Source organism: Chitinophaga pinensis DSM 2588 (assembly GCF_000024005.1).
In the GTDB taxonomy this organism is placed as follows: Bacteria; Bacteroidota; Bacteroidia; order Chitinophagales; family Chitinophagaceae; genus Chitinophaga; species Chitinophaga pinensis.
This window is the reverse complement of sequence record NC_013132.1, coordinates 5,738,671-5,753,917: the sequence shown is the minus strand read 5'-3', so window position 1 is coordinate 5,753,917 and position 15,247 is coordinate 5,738,671. Positions and strand designations below refer to the sequence as shown.

Annotated in this window: 14 protein-coding genes; 8 read left to right on the top strand and 6 right to left on the bottom strand. The window is 44.4% G+C overall.

Going from position 1 to position 15,247, the window contains the following annotated elements; genetic code table 11:
* The 3 genes from CPIN_RS22860 to CPIN_RS22850 form a co-directional block, all read right to left on the bottom strand.
* A complete protein-coding gene (locus CPIN_RS22860) occupies positions 1 to 3,270 on the bottom strand; it encodes a SusC/RagA family TonB-linked outer membrane protein (protein ID WP_012792218.1) in 3,270 nt (1,089 codons plus the stop codon).
* Positions 3,271 to 3,517: 247 nt separating this feature from the next.
* Positions 3,518 to 4,669, bottom strand: a complete 1,152-nt coding sequence (locus tag CPIN_RS22855; protein ID WP_012792217.1) for a FecR domain-containing protein — start codon at positions 4,667 to 4,669, stop codon at positions 3,518 to 3,520.
* A gap of 111 nt (positions 4,670 to 4,780) precedes the next feature.
* Positions 4,781 to 5,341, bottom strand: a complete 561-nt coding sequence (locus tag CPIN_RS22850) for an RNA polymerase sigma factor (RefSeq protein WP_012792216.1) — start codon at positions 5,339 to 5,341, stop codon at positions 4,781 to 4,783.
* Between the two features lie 273 nt (positions 5,342 to 5,614).
* Between CPIN_RS22850 and CPIN_RS39205 the strand changes: the two genes are divergently transcribed.
* The 5 genes from CPIN_RS39205 (at position 5,615) to CPIN_RS22815 (ending at position 10,151) form a co-directional block, all read left to right on the top strand.
* Positions 5,615 to 7,642: a family 43 glycosylhydrolase gene (locus CPIN_RS39205; RefSeq protein ID WP_012792215.1), complete on the top strand. Its 2,028-nt coding sequence runs from the start codon at positions 5,615 to 5,617 to the stop codon at positions 7,640 to 7,642.
* Positions 7,643 to 7,811: 169 nt separating this feature from the next.
* Complete coding sequence (locus CPIN_RS22830; protein WP_012792214.1) at positions 7,812 to 8,579, top strand: SDR family NAD(P)-dependent oxidoreductase; 768 nt, start codon at positions 7,812 to 7,814, stop codon at positions 8,577 to 8,579.
* Positions 8,580 to 8,728: 149 nt separating this feature from the next.
* The gene (locus CPIN_RS22825; protein WP_012792213.1) at positions 8,729 to 9,313 is read left to right on the top strand and encodes a Crp/Fnr family transcriptional regulator; all 585 of its coding nucleotides are present in this window, start codon (positions 8,729 to 8,731) and stop codon (positions 9,311 to 9,313) included.
* Between the two features lie 142 nt (positions 9,314 to 9,455).
* The gene (locus CPIN_RS22820) at positions 9,456 to 9,719 is read left to right on the top strand and encodes a helix-turn-helix domain-containing protein (RefSeq protein WP_012792212.1); all 264 of its coding nucleotides are present in this window, start codon (positions 9,456 to 9,458) and stop codon (positions 9,717 to 9,719) included.
* A 105-nt stretch (positions 9,720 to 9,824) separates the two neighbouring features.
* A complete protein-coding gene (locus tag CPIN_RS22815; protein WP_012792211.1) occupies positions 9,825 to 10,151 on the top strand; it encodes a helix-turn-helix domain-containing protein in 327 nt (108 codons plus the stop codon).
* A gap of 4 nt (positions 10,152 to 10,155) precedes the next feature.
* On the opposite strand, the gene CPIN_RS22810 is transcribed toward CPIN_RS22815, so the two are convergent.
* Positions 10,156 to 10,365, bottom strand: coding sequence for a hypothetical protein (locus tag CPIN_RS22810; RefSeq protein WP_012792210.1), 210 nt, complete (start codon positions 10,363 to 10,365; stop codon positions 10,156 to 10,158).
* Positions 10,366 to 10,640: 275 nt separating this feature from the next.
* Here CPIN_RS22810 and CPIN_RS22805 point away from each other — a divergent pair, with 275 nt between their 5' ends.
* Positions 10,641 to 10,979: a DUF3140 domain-containing protein gene (locus tag CPIN_RS22805; protein ID WP_012792209.1), complete on the top strand. Its 339-nt coding sequence runs from the start codon at positions 10,641 to 10,643 to the stop codon at positions 10,977 to 10,979.
* Positions 10,980 to 11,047: 68 nt separating this feature from the next.
* Positions 11,048 to 11,620 (top strand): hypothetical protein, encoded by a 573-nt coding sequence (locus CPIN_RS22800; protein WP_012792208.1) that lies wholly within the window; start codon positions 11,048 to 11,050, stop codon positions 11,618 to 11,620.
* Positions 11,621 to 11,646: 26 nt separating this feature from the next.
* Here CPIN_RS22800 and CPIN_RS22795 read toward each other — a convergent pair whose 3' ends face one another.
* Entirely contained in the window at positions 11,647 to 12,078 is a 432-nt protein-coding gene (locus CPIN_RS22795; RefSeq protein WP_012792207.1) for a VOC family protein, read from the bottom strand.
* 183 nt (positions 12,079 to 12,261) lie between these two features.
* Between CPIN_RS22795 and CPIN_RS22790 the strand changes: the two genes are divergently transcribed.
* Complete coding sequence (locus CPIN_RS22790) at positions 12,262 to 14,106, top strand: sulfatase family protein (RefSeq protein WP_012792206.1); 1,845 nt, start codon at positions 12,262 to 12,264, stop codon at positions 14,104 to 14,106.
* A gap of 107 nt (positions 14,107 to 14,213) precedes the next feature.
* Here CPIN_RS22790 and CPIN_RS22785 read toward each other — a convergent pair whose 3' ends face one another.
* Positions 14,214 to 15,098 carry a hypothetical protein gene (locus CPIN_RS22785; protein ID WP_044219488.1) on the bottom strand — a complete coding sequence of 295 codons (885 nt, stop codon included), beginning with the start codon at positions 15,096 to 15,098 and terminating at the stop codon, positions 14,214 to 14,216.
* Positions 15,099 to 15,247: the final 149 nt, after the last annotated feature.

The following is a 15,247-nucleotide window of genomic DNA, read 5'->3' as shown; positions in this document are numbered from 1 at the left end:
TTATAAGGTGAGTTGAAAGCCTATTGTGAAAAGTTTAAGTGGTGGGAGGGTAGCGCTCAGTTGTGATTCCGGATCTGACCCATAATAATTGGTAAACGTCAGCAGGTTTTGTCCCTGGACGAAAATGCGGGCCTGCGAGAGGTGTGATGTCTTCATCCAATGTGCTGGCAGATTATAAGAAAAAGACACATTTTTAAGACGGATATAAGAGGCGTCAGAATAGGCCGCATCGCTTGATCCAATGGCAAGTAAAGGATCGAGTATCTCCCCGAAATTGGTCGAGACCTTCTGGAACAAAGCATGGTCTCCGGTACTATGCCATCTGTCAAGCAGACTTGAAGGTTGATTCAGCATCTGAACACCAGGGGCTCTGCCAAACTTGTAGTTAACTCCCGTTTGCTTCACAAACTGAAAGAGGAAACTGATATTTAGTCCCTTATAGGTGATTGAATTGTAAAAACCGCCATAAAATTTTGGATTTACATCTACCAGTGCGGTTTTATCAGTCGGATCTGCCGGACTGGATGTAGGTTTACCGTCGCTACCCAGGTATTCAAACAACCCTGTTTCCGGGTTTACACCGATAAGATGAAAGGTTCTGATAATGTTTGTCGGCTGTCCGATAATGAATTGATTGAAGTTGTTACTTTCCTGCAAATTGGGGTAGTCAACAAGCTTGTTCCTGGGAATCGTCAGGTTAAGTGAAGTGTTCCATTGTATGGCTCTGGCTTTAAAGGGAGCCGCCGCTAACAGCAACTCCCATCCGGCGTTTTGTACAGTGGCCGGTAAGTTCCTGCGGAATATCGGAAACCCGGTGTAAGCAGGTACATTATCATTTAGGAGTTGATTGGAGGACCGGTTCCTGAAGAAATTGGCTGTTAAGGTAATGGCATCGTCGAAAATACCCAGGTCCAGTCCGAAGTTTAATTTCCTGGTCTCTTCCCATTGCAAATAGGGGTTAGAGAATCCATTTACGATCAGGCCGCTGGTATTTTGATAGGGGATGTCATTATAGTAGACGTCATACAAATTGAGAAAACCGTATTCTCCGATCTGATCATTTCCGGTGGTGCCATAGCTGACGCGTAGTTTACCAGTGCTGAGCGAGGGTACGAGTTTACGGATGAAATGTTCTTTATTGAACAACCATGCACCACCGATAGCGTAAAAACTATTAAACAGACTCTCCGGTCCGAAACGGCTGCTGCCATCCCGACGGGCGGTTAAATTGATCACATATCTGTCGCTATAACGATAGTTTAATCTGCCGAAAATTGCAGAATACCGGTATTTGAATGCCGTGTTTCCAGTCAGTGTAATAGTAGTGGCTGATTGTACATTTTTCAGTTGTTCATCTGTACTGAATCCTGTTGCATTATATGTTTGCCGGGTATTGTCGTTGTCCTGGAAAGTGCTACCGAGTAATACATCAAAATGTCCGTTGAATAACTTGCCTACATATGTCAGCTGTGGTTCGATAATATAGGAGGAGATAGCCCCGCTTCCATAACTCACACTCCTTCTGAGAAATGTTTTGTCTGGTCTGAAGGAACTCTGAGGACTAACATTTGTTTCGTCGCTTGTAATTCTGTTATATCCGAATGTGGATTTTATTTCAAGCCCTGGTATTATTTCGTAACCGATCATGGCATTGCCAAGTAGATTGTAGGTTCTGGCATTATACTTCATATTCATGGCTGCCAGTGGATTGTCAAAGCTGTAGGCTGTGGAATTACCAGGTACTTTCTCCCAGTTCAATGTGCCATCGTCGTTATATAGTTTGGGGGCATTCGGCGACAGGGTTACTGCCGCTGTCATCAGGTCCATGGCATACAAGCGGTTATTATCATGTAAATAGGTGCCGGAGAGATTAAAATGCAGCTTTTGATTGGTGGACAAATGATTAATGTTGAATGTCAGGTTGATTTTCTTATCATTCAGATCACCTGGATATACCGTCGTTTGCCGGTTAAATCCCATTGCGGTTCTGAATTGTGTATTGGCGTTCCCTCCGGAAACGGATGCCTGTATATCTGAAAACTCAGCAGTCCCGCCTACAAGCACATTTTGCCAGTCGGTATAACGGTTTTGATCCCATACGCCGTTAATATCATAATCGCCGCCGCCGGGGGTATTTCCACCGTTTTTATACGCCTCTTTGCGAAGGGCGATATATTGTGGTGTATTGAGCAGGTCGAGTTTACGTGTGATCTTACCCCATCCGGTTTGTGAGCGGATATCGATCACTGTTTTTCCTGACTTTCCTTTTTTGGTAGTAATCAGGATAGCGCCATTGGCAGCTCTTGATCCGTAAATAGCGGTGGCATCGGCATCCTTTAGTATCTCAATGCTTTCAATGTCGGCAGGGTTAATGTAGCTGAAATTGTTGCCTCCACCATATCCGTAAGCTGTTCCTGATATTGTACCCAGGTTATTTGCCGGATAAGGCATTCCGTCTATGACATAAAAGGGGCCATTACCGTTTGATATACTGTTATATCCCTGGATAACCACGTTAAGCGCGCTTCCGGGTGCGCCGCCTGTTTGTTGTACGATCAGACCAGGTACTCTCCCTGTTAAGGCAAGAATAGGATCATTCACAGGTTGCGTCGAAATTTCCGCAGCACTGATACCATTAATATTACTGGTAGCGTATTCTTTGGCTACTTTTCCATATGCCACAATTTGTATTTCCTTCAGATCGGCGTCGGTTTCTTTGAGTACGATTGTCAAAGAAACGGCATCCTCATACATTACTTCTTTTGTTTCACGGCCAATCATTCTGAATAGTAACGTCCCCTTATCCGGCGCCCCATCCAATGAAAACTTCCCCTGCTGATCCGTAACCGCCATCTTCCCATTTTGCTCCTTCAATATCACGGACACACCCGGCAAAGGATTCCCTTCTTCATCCATGACCCTTCCCCTTACCGTAATCACCGAAAGAGCCATCGCTCCTTTATCTGCAAAAGATTGCTCCATTGGCCTTATCGTAATCATTTTCCCCTTCACCGCATATTCAAACGGCTGTCCTTTAAACACGACCGCCAATGTGTGTTCCAGTGTCGCATCTGTAACGGATACGGATACCGGCGCTGCTTTGTCCAGATATTCCGACGAAAAGAAGAAGTAATACCCCGTTTGTTTACGGATGCTCTGCAAGACTTCCCGCAGGGGCGCGTTTTTATAGTTCAGCGTAACTTGCTGTGCAAAAGATGCCGCTGTTATTTGCAGACTGATGACGGTACAGAGTACGAAAAGTTTCATCATAAGTAAATACTTAATTAGTTTGGTTGTTCGGACATTTTGCCGGAAGGGAGAAAACGGTTTGCCCTCATTGCATTGGTAGCAATAATTCATAGTTTTGCATTGTTAGTGGTGAACTAATGTTTAATTACGTTGGTGTAGTTGATCCTTAGTAAGCGCTATACTTCTCCCAGTTCCCGCTGCAATCGGGAACTGGTTACTTTTACTCCTTCAGATGCTTTAGCTGTTTAGTTTGGTTGGTGTTGTCCGTTTATTGTCTGATGATTTTTTTGCCCGCTATTTTAAATTTCACATGACTGTTTTCGGCAATGACATTCAATAGCTCTGATAATGGCTGGTCTTTGGGGATCTCTCCATCAAAAGTGATATCCGGTAATGCGATATCTGCTGTTTCCATATCGTACCAACGGCACAATTGCCTGAGCACGGTTTTAACCGGTGTCTTCCGGAAAATAAACAATCCGTCTTTCCAGGCGCTTGCTTCGTCGGCATCTATCGTGACGACCTGCAGGCCGCTGGCGGTCTGAATAGCCTGTTGACCAGGTTTTAATGTTTTTGAGGGAAGGTGTGGGCCTGTCAGCAGGATACTGCCTTCGGCAAGTGTTGTTTTAATGTTTTCATCAGGATAACAGCTGATGTTGAAATGGGTGCCCAGTACCTTTACTGTTTGTGTACTGGAGACGACCAGGAAGGGCCGACGCACATCCTGTGTGATCTCAAAATAGGCTTCGCCGCTGAGTTCGACCGAACGGTTATTGCTGTTGAATGTAACCGGATAACGAAGACTACTGGCCGCATTTAGTATCACCAGACTGCCATCCGGGAGATAGACCTGATACTGCCCTCCGTTAGGCGTGCGAATGGTATTGTAACTTTTGCCATCTGTCCCGGTGGAGTTCGCAGCAGGAGCGTGGTTGTCTATTGTGTAGGTCAGCTGTCCTTTTGCGTTCTTTGTGATGATCATACCACTTTGCTGTGCAATCGTACCTTTAGTGCTGTCATTCAGAAGTATCTCCTCCCCATTGGCTAACGTAAGCACCGCCTTACTGGATCCAGGTAGCCGGTCGTGCACCTTGTTATAAGCATATAGCTCTTCGGAACTTTGCGGAGAATGTCCGGATCTTCCTGTATTGAAGTACAAGATGCCAGTTGCCAGCAGGATCGTAATGGTAGCGGCGGCTGCCCATATATAAGCAGTGTTCTTTTTCGGGTGCATTAACGCGTGCCTGGCCAATGCCTCCTGCCATACCTTTTCATGGGCTTCCGCAGAATGTGGATATGTCAGATCAGGGGCGTTTTGCTCCAGGTCAGCATACCAGCGTTCCATGAATGCCAGTTCCTCCGGACTGCACTCACCGGATCTGTACTTCCTTAGTAATTCAGCTACTTCCTTTTCCGTCATTATAATTGCACTCTAAAGTCTTTATCACAAGTTTTATGAATACCCTTACTGTGATTAAGACAGCCGGATAAAGCAATATGTATACAAGGATGAAAAATATTTTTTGAAAACCTACCAGATGAAGAACAGGGTGAGTTTTGAGCGGAGAATTTTTAGTGCTCTGTTGATCTGGGTGTTAACGGTTCCTTCTGTTACGCAGGTAGCTTGGGCTATTTGTCTGCGGGTGAGATGGGCCTTTCTGCTTAAATCGAATATTTCTTTCATCTTCGGAGGAAAGGATGCGACGGCATCTTCTATGCGGCGTCTCAGGTCGCGCTCAAGCACCAGTTCATCGGTGGCGTACTCGCCTTTCTGATAAAATTCCCGGATCGAATTAATATATTGCTGCCGGTGCTGGTCTTTGTCAAACTGATTGAGGATGCTGTTTTTGACTGATTTGTAGAGATAGGATTGAAGGGATGTGTCGATTTTGATGGCTTCCCGTTTAGTGAGTAAATTGGCAAATACATCGGATACAGTATCTTCCGCCAGATCATCATCTCCCAACATCTTTTTTGCATAGTTGAGCAGTAATTCTCTGTACCGTATATAGACTTCTTTTACGGCAGCTTTGTCTGCGTGTGGCAGTCGGTCAGCAAGTTCTGCATCTGTAAGAGACGCTACAATACCCATAGTTTACTATTAGCCAGTTTAATAATTACCATAGGGATAAATTCATTTGATTACAATAATGCCCGGTGGCGACACTACTATAATGAGCCTGTTAATACAGTATATGATGTACTGTTTGATTCATATGATTAGTAAAACGAAGGGAAAACTTGCGGTAAATGTAGTCGATCTGAAATCGTTTTTTGTTAATGGCAGGTTAATGAAATTCATTTTCACAGGTCCTCCATTTTTGCCGATCCAATAAAAACCGAAAAAATCATTTAAATAGTCACTATGTTTAGTGAACCGAACAAACCCGATAAAAAAATGCAGTTTCGTTATTTCATGACGGCCGTTGCCGTTCTGCTGCTCTGGACAGAAAATCTATCCGCGCAGCACATTCCACGTATGTATTTCACGGATACATCCTCCGGGAAACCTATTGCCAAGGACCCTAAGATCGTACATTTCAAAGAAGCTTACTGGATGTACTACTCCATACCCGGTAAAGCGGGTGCGGGCTGGCATATAGGTATCGCACGGAGTACAAACCTGAAGGACTGGCAAAAAACAGGCGAACTAAACGCTACGGAAGCATATGAGAAGAATGGCCTGTGTGCACCTGGTGCACTCGTACGTAATGATACCATACATCTCTTTTATCAGACATACGGCAATGGCCCTAAAGATGCCATCTGCCACGCTTATTCTACCGATGGGATCCATTTTCAGAAGAATGCAAGTAATCCCGTATTCCATCCTTCCGGTGACTGGAACAACGGTCGTGCGATAGATGCTGAAGTCACCTTCTATAAAGGACAATATTTCCTTTATTTCGCTTCGCGTGATCCGAAAGGAGAAATACAGTTGCAGGGTGTGGCAACAGCCCCTGCCGGTACAGATTTCTCCAGGGAATCCTGGAAACAGGCGAGCGATGCTTCCATATTAAAACCCGAACTACCATGGGAAGGCAAATGTATTGAAGCTGCTTCCGTGATGGAAAAAGACGGTGTATTGTACATGTTTTATGCAGGTAGCTATAATAACGTTCCTCAGCAGATCGGTCTCGCACAGAGTAATGATGGCGTTCACTGGACGCGTACTTCCTCCGTACCCTTCCTCGCAAATGGGAAAGCAGGTGAGTGGAATCATAGCGAGTCCGGCCACCCCGATATTTTCAAAGCAAAGGATGGGGAATACTATCTGTTTTTCCAAGGGAACAATACCGGTGACGGACAATCCTGGTACTTGTCCAACCTGGAACTGAACTGGGATAAGACACTGCCTGTCATCGCTGCGCAGGATGCTACTGTACAATCGTCTGAAGGAAAGGCGGTTCCTGAAGACTTCAAACTTGAAAAGGGCAAAGACGTATGGCTGTTGACTTATTTCCGGCAACGTTATCCCACCCGCATAGAAATTGATGCAAAAGGAAATACAATAGAAGTGCCATTACCCAATCCCATGTTACTGGAAAAAATGCACATGGCATTGTCCAATGATGGCCGTCACTGGACGCCTTTGAATGATAATAAGCCTGTATGGGACCAGCACGTACGTGATCCTTATGTTCGCCGCGGACCAGACGGTTTATGGCGGATATTATCCACAGGTGGCGGGAGTAAGGACCGTGAGAAGGTAGGTCCCGGTTGTCTTTACCTTACCTCACCGGATCTGATTCACTGGAAAGTAGAAGGTACATTGCCTTTGATGAAAGACGTACGTAACGACGCCGGTGCTATATCGGCCCGGAATATCTGGGCGCCTGAGTGGTTTTATGATAAGAAGACCAAAGAATATATCCTGATCTGGTCTTCTTCCTTTGAAGATGCCGGCTGGAAGAACAGCCGCCTGTGGTATTGTACTACCCGCGACTGGAAAACCTTCTCTCCGGCGAAAGTGTTTTTTGAACCGCCTTATTCGGTCATAGACGGCACCTTGCTGGAACAGCAGGGTAAGTATTACCTGTTTCATAAAGAAGAAGAATTTGGCGCTAAAACCGGTGAAAGAAGGGCTATCAGGGTAGCCGTCGCTTCTAATGTATATGGTCCTTATAAGATCATCGATGGCGCTTTAAATAATGGCCAGATCGTACCCGTTATTACCGAAGGCCCTACGGCTATAAAAGAGCCACAGAAAAAAGGATGGTTACTGTTATATGATTACTGTATGACAGATCGCTTTGGCGCTTCTTATTCGCCGGATCTCTATCATTGGACTGTCGAGGAAGATGTAAGGTTTCCGGATGCCGCACGTCATGGTTGCGTATCACTTATCAAACCGGAAGAAGCGAAAGCCCTGATTGATGCATTCGGTATGTAACAGTGTTTCAGGTTTGATGTGAACTGTAACGTATAAAATGTCCTTCATACAAAATATGGAACGCCATCAGATATTAAGACCGTGATATTTATCACATTTCTTATTTGATAAATGTCCTTGGCCACAGGCGCCTGCCGACCGAAATTTGCCATGATAAAAAACAAATATCATGAAGTTAAAGAATAAGGTAGCAGTTATCACGGGAGGCAATAGCGGTATAGGGTTTGGCATTGCGGAGGCATTCAGGAACGAAGGCGCATCAGGTACCATCGTAGGTAGAAACCAGGAAACACTCGATCGCTCAGTAACAGCGTTAGGGAGTGATTTCATCGGGATCAATGCCGATGTAACAAAGTTTGAAGACCTGGAGCGTATATTTAAAAATACAGCTGAAAAGTTTGGTCTGATAGATACGATTGTGGTAAACGCAGGCGGCGCGGTAGAAGGCGCTCAGATGGCCTCTATCGCTGTTACCACGGAATCGGATTATGACCATTATATGAACCTCAATCTGAAGAGCGTTTATTTCACCATCCAGAAAGCATTGCCTTACCTGAAAGACGGCGCTTCGATCGTATTGATCGGTTCTATCGCCGGACACAGAGCATTTCCGGGTCAGTCAGTGTATGCAGCCGCCAAGGCAGCTGTGATTTCCTTTGCACGTGGATTCTCGCTCGATCTGCTGGACAGAAAGATCAGGGTCAATGTACTTTCTCCGGGAACAATAGATACGCCTGTGTTTGGTAAATTCCTGGCGCCTGAACATATTGACCATGTAAAAAATTTGTGGGTAGATATCATTCCGGCAGGCAGAATCGGACAACCTTCAGATATTGGCAACGCCGCCGTATTCCTGGCTTCAGATGAATCGTCTTTTGTAGTAGGAACCGAGATCATATCCGATGGTGGTGCACTGAGTATGACCATCCTGAAATAGTACAAAACAGCACAAACATAGAAACCCCGTCAATAGCGGGTTTTCTATGTTAGACACACATTTTGAAGTACATTTTCCGGCACCGGCACAAGACCGGTATTGCATTTTAACGTGATTATTCAGTTATTTTGCTATAAATAAGCTGGCAAATGTTTGAAGTCTTCGAGCAATATTTAAAGGAAAGGTCTGCACTTACAGATGAAGAAATAGCACAGATACGTGCGGTGACCGTACCCAAACGGCTTCGTAAGAAACAATACCTGTTACAGGAGGGAGATATATCTCATTACAATGCCTTTGTTGTAAAAGGATGTCTGCGCCTATACCATGTCGGAGATAATGGTTTCGAACACATCCTGAGGTTTGCCATAGAAACCTGGTGGATGAGCGACTATGAAAGTTATAACTGTGGAAGTCAGTCGAAGAATAATATTGATGCACTGGAAGACAGTGACTTACTGCTGATTGACAAGAAAGATTTTGATATGCTGGTGGAAACAGTGGCCAACTTCAGAATTTTAAAAGACAAGCTGGAAGCAAAGAGTTATAATGCCAGTCAGGCACGTATATTAAGTAATATCAGTGATACTGCGGAAAAGCGCTATGAAAACTTCATTAAAACCTATCCTGATATATATAACCGTGTTCCATTACATATGGTAGCTTCCTATCTGGGCCTGACCCGGGAAACACTGAGCCGCATCCGGAGCCAGTATACCAAAACAGAGAAGTAGATGGGGTAATAAAGCCCTATTTCGCTGTTGTTCCTATATTTTGTAAATCAGTACTAAAGTAATGTAAATACTTATACTCCGGTATTTACAGCGTTGCGTAGAGCTTAGAACATCGTTCAATCAACCAAATGAGCTTCCTGATGTGAAGTATTTTGCTACTGAATTGTGTCTGTCTCCTAACTATCTTTCCGATCTGCTCAAAAGAAATACCGGCAAAACGACCCAGGAACATATTCACCTGCAACTCATAGACAAAGCCAAAATGATGCTATGGAGTACAGACAAACCCGTTAGTGGCATTGCTTATGACCTCGGCTTCGAACATGCCACCCACTTCAATAAAATCTTCAAAGCGAAAGTAGGGATATCGCCCAAAGCATTCCGGGCATCGAATGAACATTTATAGTCAGGAAGGCCCTATATCCAAAGTATCAGAGAGATCTCCAAAGTACAGTATTTTACTACTCTATTAAATTTGTGGACTAAATACTATTACTGTTAACCTTATCTGATGCCAGTAAAGAAAACCAGCCAGGACACAATCAGGTCAGTAGGAGCATACATCGCCGCGCATCCTGAACGTCGTTTTACCATCGTCGAATTGAGCCTGCATTTTCATATCAGGACAACTGCATTAAAAGCTGCATTTAAGGCTGAATTTGGCGTAACGATTCACCAGTATCACCTGCAGGTGAGTATGCAAAAAGCCCGGCAGCATTTAGAAGCTGGTCAGCAGGTAAAAGAAACGGCCCTTCAGTTCGGATACCGGCATATCGGCAATTTCTCCCGTGCATTTAAAAAGGTACATAATACGCCGCCGGAAGCACATAAACAGTGAGTATTTATCGTAACAGAAAGTCTCCGTAAAAGTCCGGTATATCGCTGTTATAAATAGCCTCAGCTACCTGTTGGATAGGATAAGCAACTTTTACTATCTCTGCATGTAATGCATCTTCGTTGATATTTAACAGCTTTAAAAAAATGGTGGGGATGGCGCCGCTTTCGACCCCATTATCTGACGTTACGTACACACGTTTTTGCGTCCTGTGCATATGTTTTTGCGTCCTGTGCACATTGGCCGGACATGGACCGGTATTCTTGCTAATATTGTATAGACAATCAGGATCAGCGGGTAAAACAGGCGCTAATTTTCTCGTACCGCCTGATCGTTCAGCTGAGCGTTTAGTTCTTTGACAGGTACATTTTCGATTATTTAACTATATCACCGATAATAAGCTTCTGCTTTATATCGGACCTATCCGTAGTTGAAGGAAGTGTGAGGTTGATAAATGAGGTACCGTATTTGCTTGACTTTTTGAAAAAGCTTATGGAACAGCAGGAAATGCAGGAAATCTATGAGGAGTTCAAAGAGCTCGTCAATATGACACCTTCAAAGCTTGAAAAATGGCTGACGACGGAAGAGTCGAAGTCGGTCGGCTGGGATAGTGGAGATGGTGAGTCAATAGGACATAAATCCGGTGAAAAGATCATCCACATCTTGCATAAAAAGAAAGCAGATCTTACTACGGGTGATTACAAACACATGCAGAAGGTAAACGGGTACATCAAACGTCATAGTGCGCAGCAACCTGAAGGGGATGTGTCGACGTCCAATTGGAACTATTCTCTAAAGAACTGGGGCCATGATTACCAGGTGAAAAAATAAATCAGTCTCCCGCATTTACGGGCACTGCCGAAAATTCCCTTTCTTTGCAGCATTAACGCGTAAAGATCATGGAACAAATAGAAAGCCTCATAAAGGCAGGAAAGATAGCAGAAGCCATTAAAGAGGCGGAAACGGCATTAGGTCAGTTGCCACGGACGGATTTTCACCAGGTACTAGGAAAGGATCTGTTGCACCTGCAACCGATCCTGGGGAAGTTCCTCAGTAATTTCTACGAGACAATGGAAGAAGAGGAGGAGGATATTAAAGCAATTTACGTTGAAATGAACAGCTTCTCCGTGCAATACGAGCGTTGGTTCATTCACCTGTTAAGCTATGAGATGGTGCCTGATATCGGCAATCCGGATTGGCTGAAAGAGTTCACCGGTGAGTCGGAAAAGAATCTGACCATTACAGGTTATGAAGCTTTACAGGCGGCCAATAAGGAGTATATGCAATCGGAAGGATACAGGGATAATGAGCGCAGACGGGCTTGTGAATTGCATGAGTATATTGTGATCCTGCGTTTTCAGGAACTGGTGAAAAATACGGTAAACGCTCAAAAAGGTAAAGCTGCCTGGGCGTCTGTTCCGATTTTCGTAGCCGCACATGATTTCGAAGACCTGATGTATGTAGTGGAATAATCCGCTACATACACCAGGAGATGATATTAATGTTGAGGGATTGGTTCGTATTGGTAATTCACCGCCCAGGTAATGCCATACTGGTCCTTCAGCTGACCAAATAAAGCGCCCCAGGGCGCTTTATCCAGCGGCATATCAACAATACCGCCTGCACCAAGCGCATCAAATAACCTGCGGGCCTCTTCTTCAGATCCGGCAGAGATAGCCAGTGAGAAGTCGTTGCCTTTTTTAAACTCGCCCATCGAATCGGGGAAGTCACTACCCATTATCGTATTCCCACCTGGAATAGTCAGCGCCACATGCATCACCAGGTTTTCGTCTCCTGGTTTGCAATGCTCCGGCATATTGCTGAACCGCATGATGCCATTCATGAATTCGCCGTTAAACACAGATTTGTAGAAATTAAAGGCAGCTTCGCAGGTGCCATTGAAATTGAGATAAGGACTAACGTGTGCCATTTATTAAAGTTTTTTGTTAAACTGTCTGGAAGTACAACAGCATAGCTGGTGAAGGACGACAATACAAAAGTAAATGCAACGTGTTTAGAGGAAGAGGGCTGGAAGCGTCAAAGTACAGGGGGGAATGGGACATTTTGTATATTTATGCTGATATCTTATTAACCCAATTAAAAATTCCGCCGTTTGAGAATCCTCTTTGCCATCATTAGCTGTGTTTTCGGTTTGCTTTACAATATACTTACAGCAGCTGCCCAGCGGCAACCCAACATCGTGATTTTTATTGCAGATGACCTGAACCAGCAGGATGTTGGCTGTTATGGCAATAGAGATGTCAGGACGCCCAATATGGATAAGCTGGCAGCAGAAGGGATGCAATTTAAAAGTGCCTATGCCGCTTCGCCGATGTGCGCACCTTCCAGGAGTGTGATGTTTACCGGATTGTATCCTTTCCGGAATGGTTCCCAGATGAATCACTTCACAGTAAGGCCCAATACCAGGAACCTGCCGCAGTTCCTGCAAAAACTGGGATACCGGGTCGTGATCTCTGGGAAGACAGATATCTTTCCGTTACATAACTTCCCCTTTGAGCATATCGGAGAAGAGTTCGGCAAATATGCGCCTATTGAAAACAGGACTGATCGTAAAAAGGAAACAGTTAATATGATCCGCACACATTTTCAGGATCATCCGGAGCAGCCTATCTGTCTGATTGTAGCGCCCTGGATACCACACGTACCGTGGTTCCCGAATACAGACTTCGATCCGCAGCAGATAAAACTCCCCGATTATCTTGCTGATACAAAAGAGACGCGCAAAGCGCTGACTGCCTATTACCAGAGTATCGGTGTGGCAGATAAGATGCTGGGAGAGGTAATGCAGGCAATAGAAGGCGCAGGAGTGAAGGACAATACAGTCACGATGTTTATTGCAGACCAGGGCGCACAATTTCCTTCCGCCAAATGGTCGGTATACGATCAGGGATTACGGATTCCGATGATTGTCAGATGGCCGGGGAAAGTGATGCCAGGTACCGTGTCAGATGCATTGGTGTCACTGGCGGATCTCACACCGACACTGGTAGATCTTGCAGGCGGTAAGGCCATTGATGATTTAGACGGTACATCGTTTAAAGACGTGTTGCTCAATAAAAAGAAAGAACATCATCAGTATATCTTTGCGGAGACGTCCATGGAACCGCATTTCTGGTATAACTATACACCCTCCAGGACGGTCATTACGAAAGACGGCTTTCATTATATCAGGAATTATCATCCGGGCGTGCGTTTTATTACGCATATCGACAAGGTTGAACAGAATGAGTTTTATTTTGACAGCTGGATTGCTGGCGCAGCTACTGACCCCAAAACAAAGTTCCTGCTTGACCGTTATAGCTATCATCCACCGGAAGAATTATATGATCTGAATCGTGATCGCAAAGAATTCAGTAATCTGATTGCGAATCCTGCTTATTACAGCCGGACCAACGAACTGAAAAAATTACTGGATAAAGAACTAAGCCGACAGGGAGAAACGGCTGCAATGATCCTGGAAGGACCGCTTCCGCAATTCTTTGACCGTAGCTATACTATCCGGCAAAACGCGAGTGCGGCAGATCTGTCGTTTAATAAAAAAGTATGGAATCCGCATGTATTGGTTGTTACCGCTTACCTGGATAAAATAGACAAAGGCGGGGTGATCTGTGACTACTTCAATAACTTTAAACTATACGCTTATCATGATCAGATAGGGATTGTACTGGCAGATGGTAAGACGATCAATAGTGAGCAATTACCTGCAAACAAAGGACAGTTGTACATGACTTTGTCAGAAAAAGGGGAGCTTGTCGTACAATTCAATCAACAGACGATCATCACACAGCAATTAGAAAAAGACCTTACAAAGATAAAAGGTGGTTATGTGAGCTGTGGGATGATTCAGGGAGAGGAGATGACAGGTCATTTGCAAAGTTATCAGGGCAATATTACTGATCTGCGGTTTACAATGAATGAATTATCAGGAGAACCCTGACATATCTTTATCTGAATTCCTAACGATTACTGTAAACAACAAGCTTCGCATACCGGTTTTTATTTGAAAAAACATTGAAATAAAACTTTTACAGGAATGGTACCGGATTAGCTACGTATGATGAAAAGCAGTCCCCAATAAGCAAACAGCAGCAAGGCCACCAGGTAAATGATGGTATTAAGCATAAAGACCCTGCGGGTGAAAGTGGTAACAGATGCCCGGTGGACAGTCCTGATATTTGCCAGTCCAACCGGAATGATCAATCCCAGTAGTACGACAGGAAGATAGGCACTGACATTTAATATCGTTTTACCCGGTACATAATAGGGCGCATCATAATAGAAAAGCGGTTGGTTATTTTGCAGGATGAACAGGTAGCTGCCAAGGCCGATGTTCAGGATCAGCAGTAAACACATGCCATAATGGGCCTTTATATTAATTCTTCCGTTGAATAAAACACCCAGGATATATATAGCCCAGTATAAAGTGAGCAGGGCTAAAAGCAGTTCCATCACGTACAGCAGCAGTTTGATAAAAGAGCTGTTGAAGGGCGTCTTAAAATGGACAAAACGAAGGTATTCGTGATTGGGCGGAAACAGGTCAGGAATATTGAGCAGATGATTCCCCTTTTTTAGCTCCGCTATCAGATTAAAGCGCACTACATGCTTGAAATCGTGGTAGAAATACAGGTTGATCATCCGTTCTTTCAGATCGTATATAGCTGTGTAAGTGGTGCCATCGCCCATCTTATTCATGCATTCATGCATGGTGTCCATCATGGAAGTACAGAAAGCCAATGTGGTATCTGAGTGCTGTGACGGGAATTGCTGTCCTCTCTGGTACCCTCCCTGTGGGAACAGATCACTATGACCAACGTAAGCAGCTCCATATTGACTATCCGCTCCTTTTTCAAACCAGATCTTAGAGTTGATCTTCCAGGCGTCTTCATTATTACCAGCCATCGTTTTGTCATGCAGTGTGATCTTAAACATACTACAGGAAGTGGCTGAAAAATAAGAAAGCGTTATAATGATGGTAAGAAGAACGGACAGGGAACGTATCATATATCGGCTTAACGTAAATCTTATAGATTTATTTTACATTATATATAAAATTGGTCCTGCCGTTCTTCATGATAAAA

Coding starts and splice junctions, on each gene's coding strand:
- CPIN_RS22785 (WP_044219488.1), bottom strand. CDS start 15,098: ATGTTTAAGATCACACTGCATGACAAAACGATGGCTGGTAATAATGAA.
- CPIN_RS22855 (WP_012792217.1), bottom strand. CDS start 4,669: ATGACGGAAAAGGAAGTAGCTGAATTACTAAGGAAGTACAGATCCGGT.
- CPIN_RS22795 (WP_012792207.1), bottom strand. CDS start 12,078: ATGGCACACGTTAGTCCTTATCTCAATTTCAATGGCACCTGCGAAGCT.
- CPIN_RS22860 (WP_012792218.1), bottom strand. CDS start 3,270: ATGATGAAACTTTTCGTACTCTGTACCGTCATCAGTCTGCAAATAACA.
- CPIN_RS22830 (WP_012792214.1), top strand. CDS start 7,812: ATGAAGTTAAAGAATAAGGTAGCAGTTATCACGGGAGGCAATAGCGGT.
- CPIN_RS22815 (WP_012792211.1), top strand. CDS start 9,825: ATGCCAGTAAAGAAAACCAGCCAGGACACAATCAGGTCAGTAGGAGCA.
- CPIN_RS22800 (WP_012792208.1), top strand. CDS start 11,048: ATGGAACAAATAGAAAGCCTCATAAAGGCAGGAAAGATAGCAGAAGCC.
- CPIN_RS22810 (WP_012792210.1), bottom strand. CDS start 10,365: ATGCACAGGACGCAAAAACGTGTGTACGTAACGTCAGATAATGGGGTC.
- CPIN_RS22850 (WP_012792216.1), bottom strand. CDS start 5,341: ATGGGTATTGTAGCGTCTCTTACAGATGCAGAACTTGCTGACCGACTG.
- CPIN_RS39205 (WP_012792215.1), top strand. CDS start 5,615: ATGTTTAGTGAACCGAACAAACCCGATAAAAAAATGCAGTTTCGTTAT.
- CPIN_RS22825 (WP_012792213.1), top strand. CDS start 8,729: ATGTTTGAAGTCTTCGAGCAATATTTAAAGGAAAGGTCTGCACTTACA.
- CPIN_RS22805 (WP_012792209.1), top strand. CDS start 10,641: ATGGAACAGCAGGAAATGCAGGAAATCTATGAGGAGTTCAAAGAGCTC.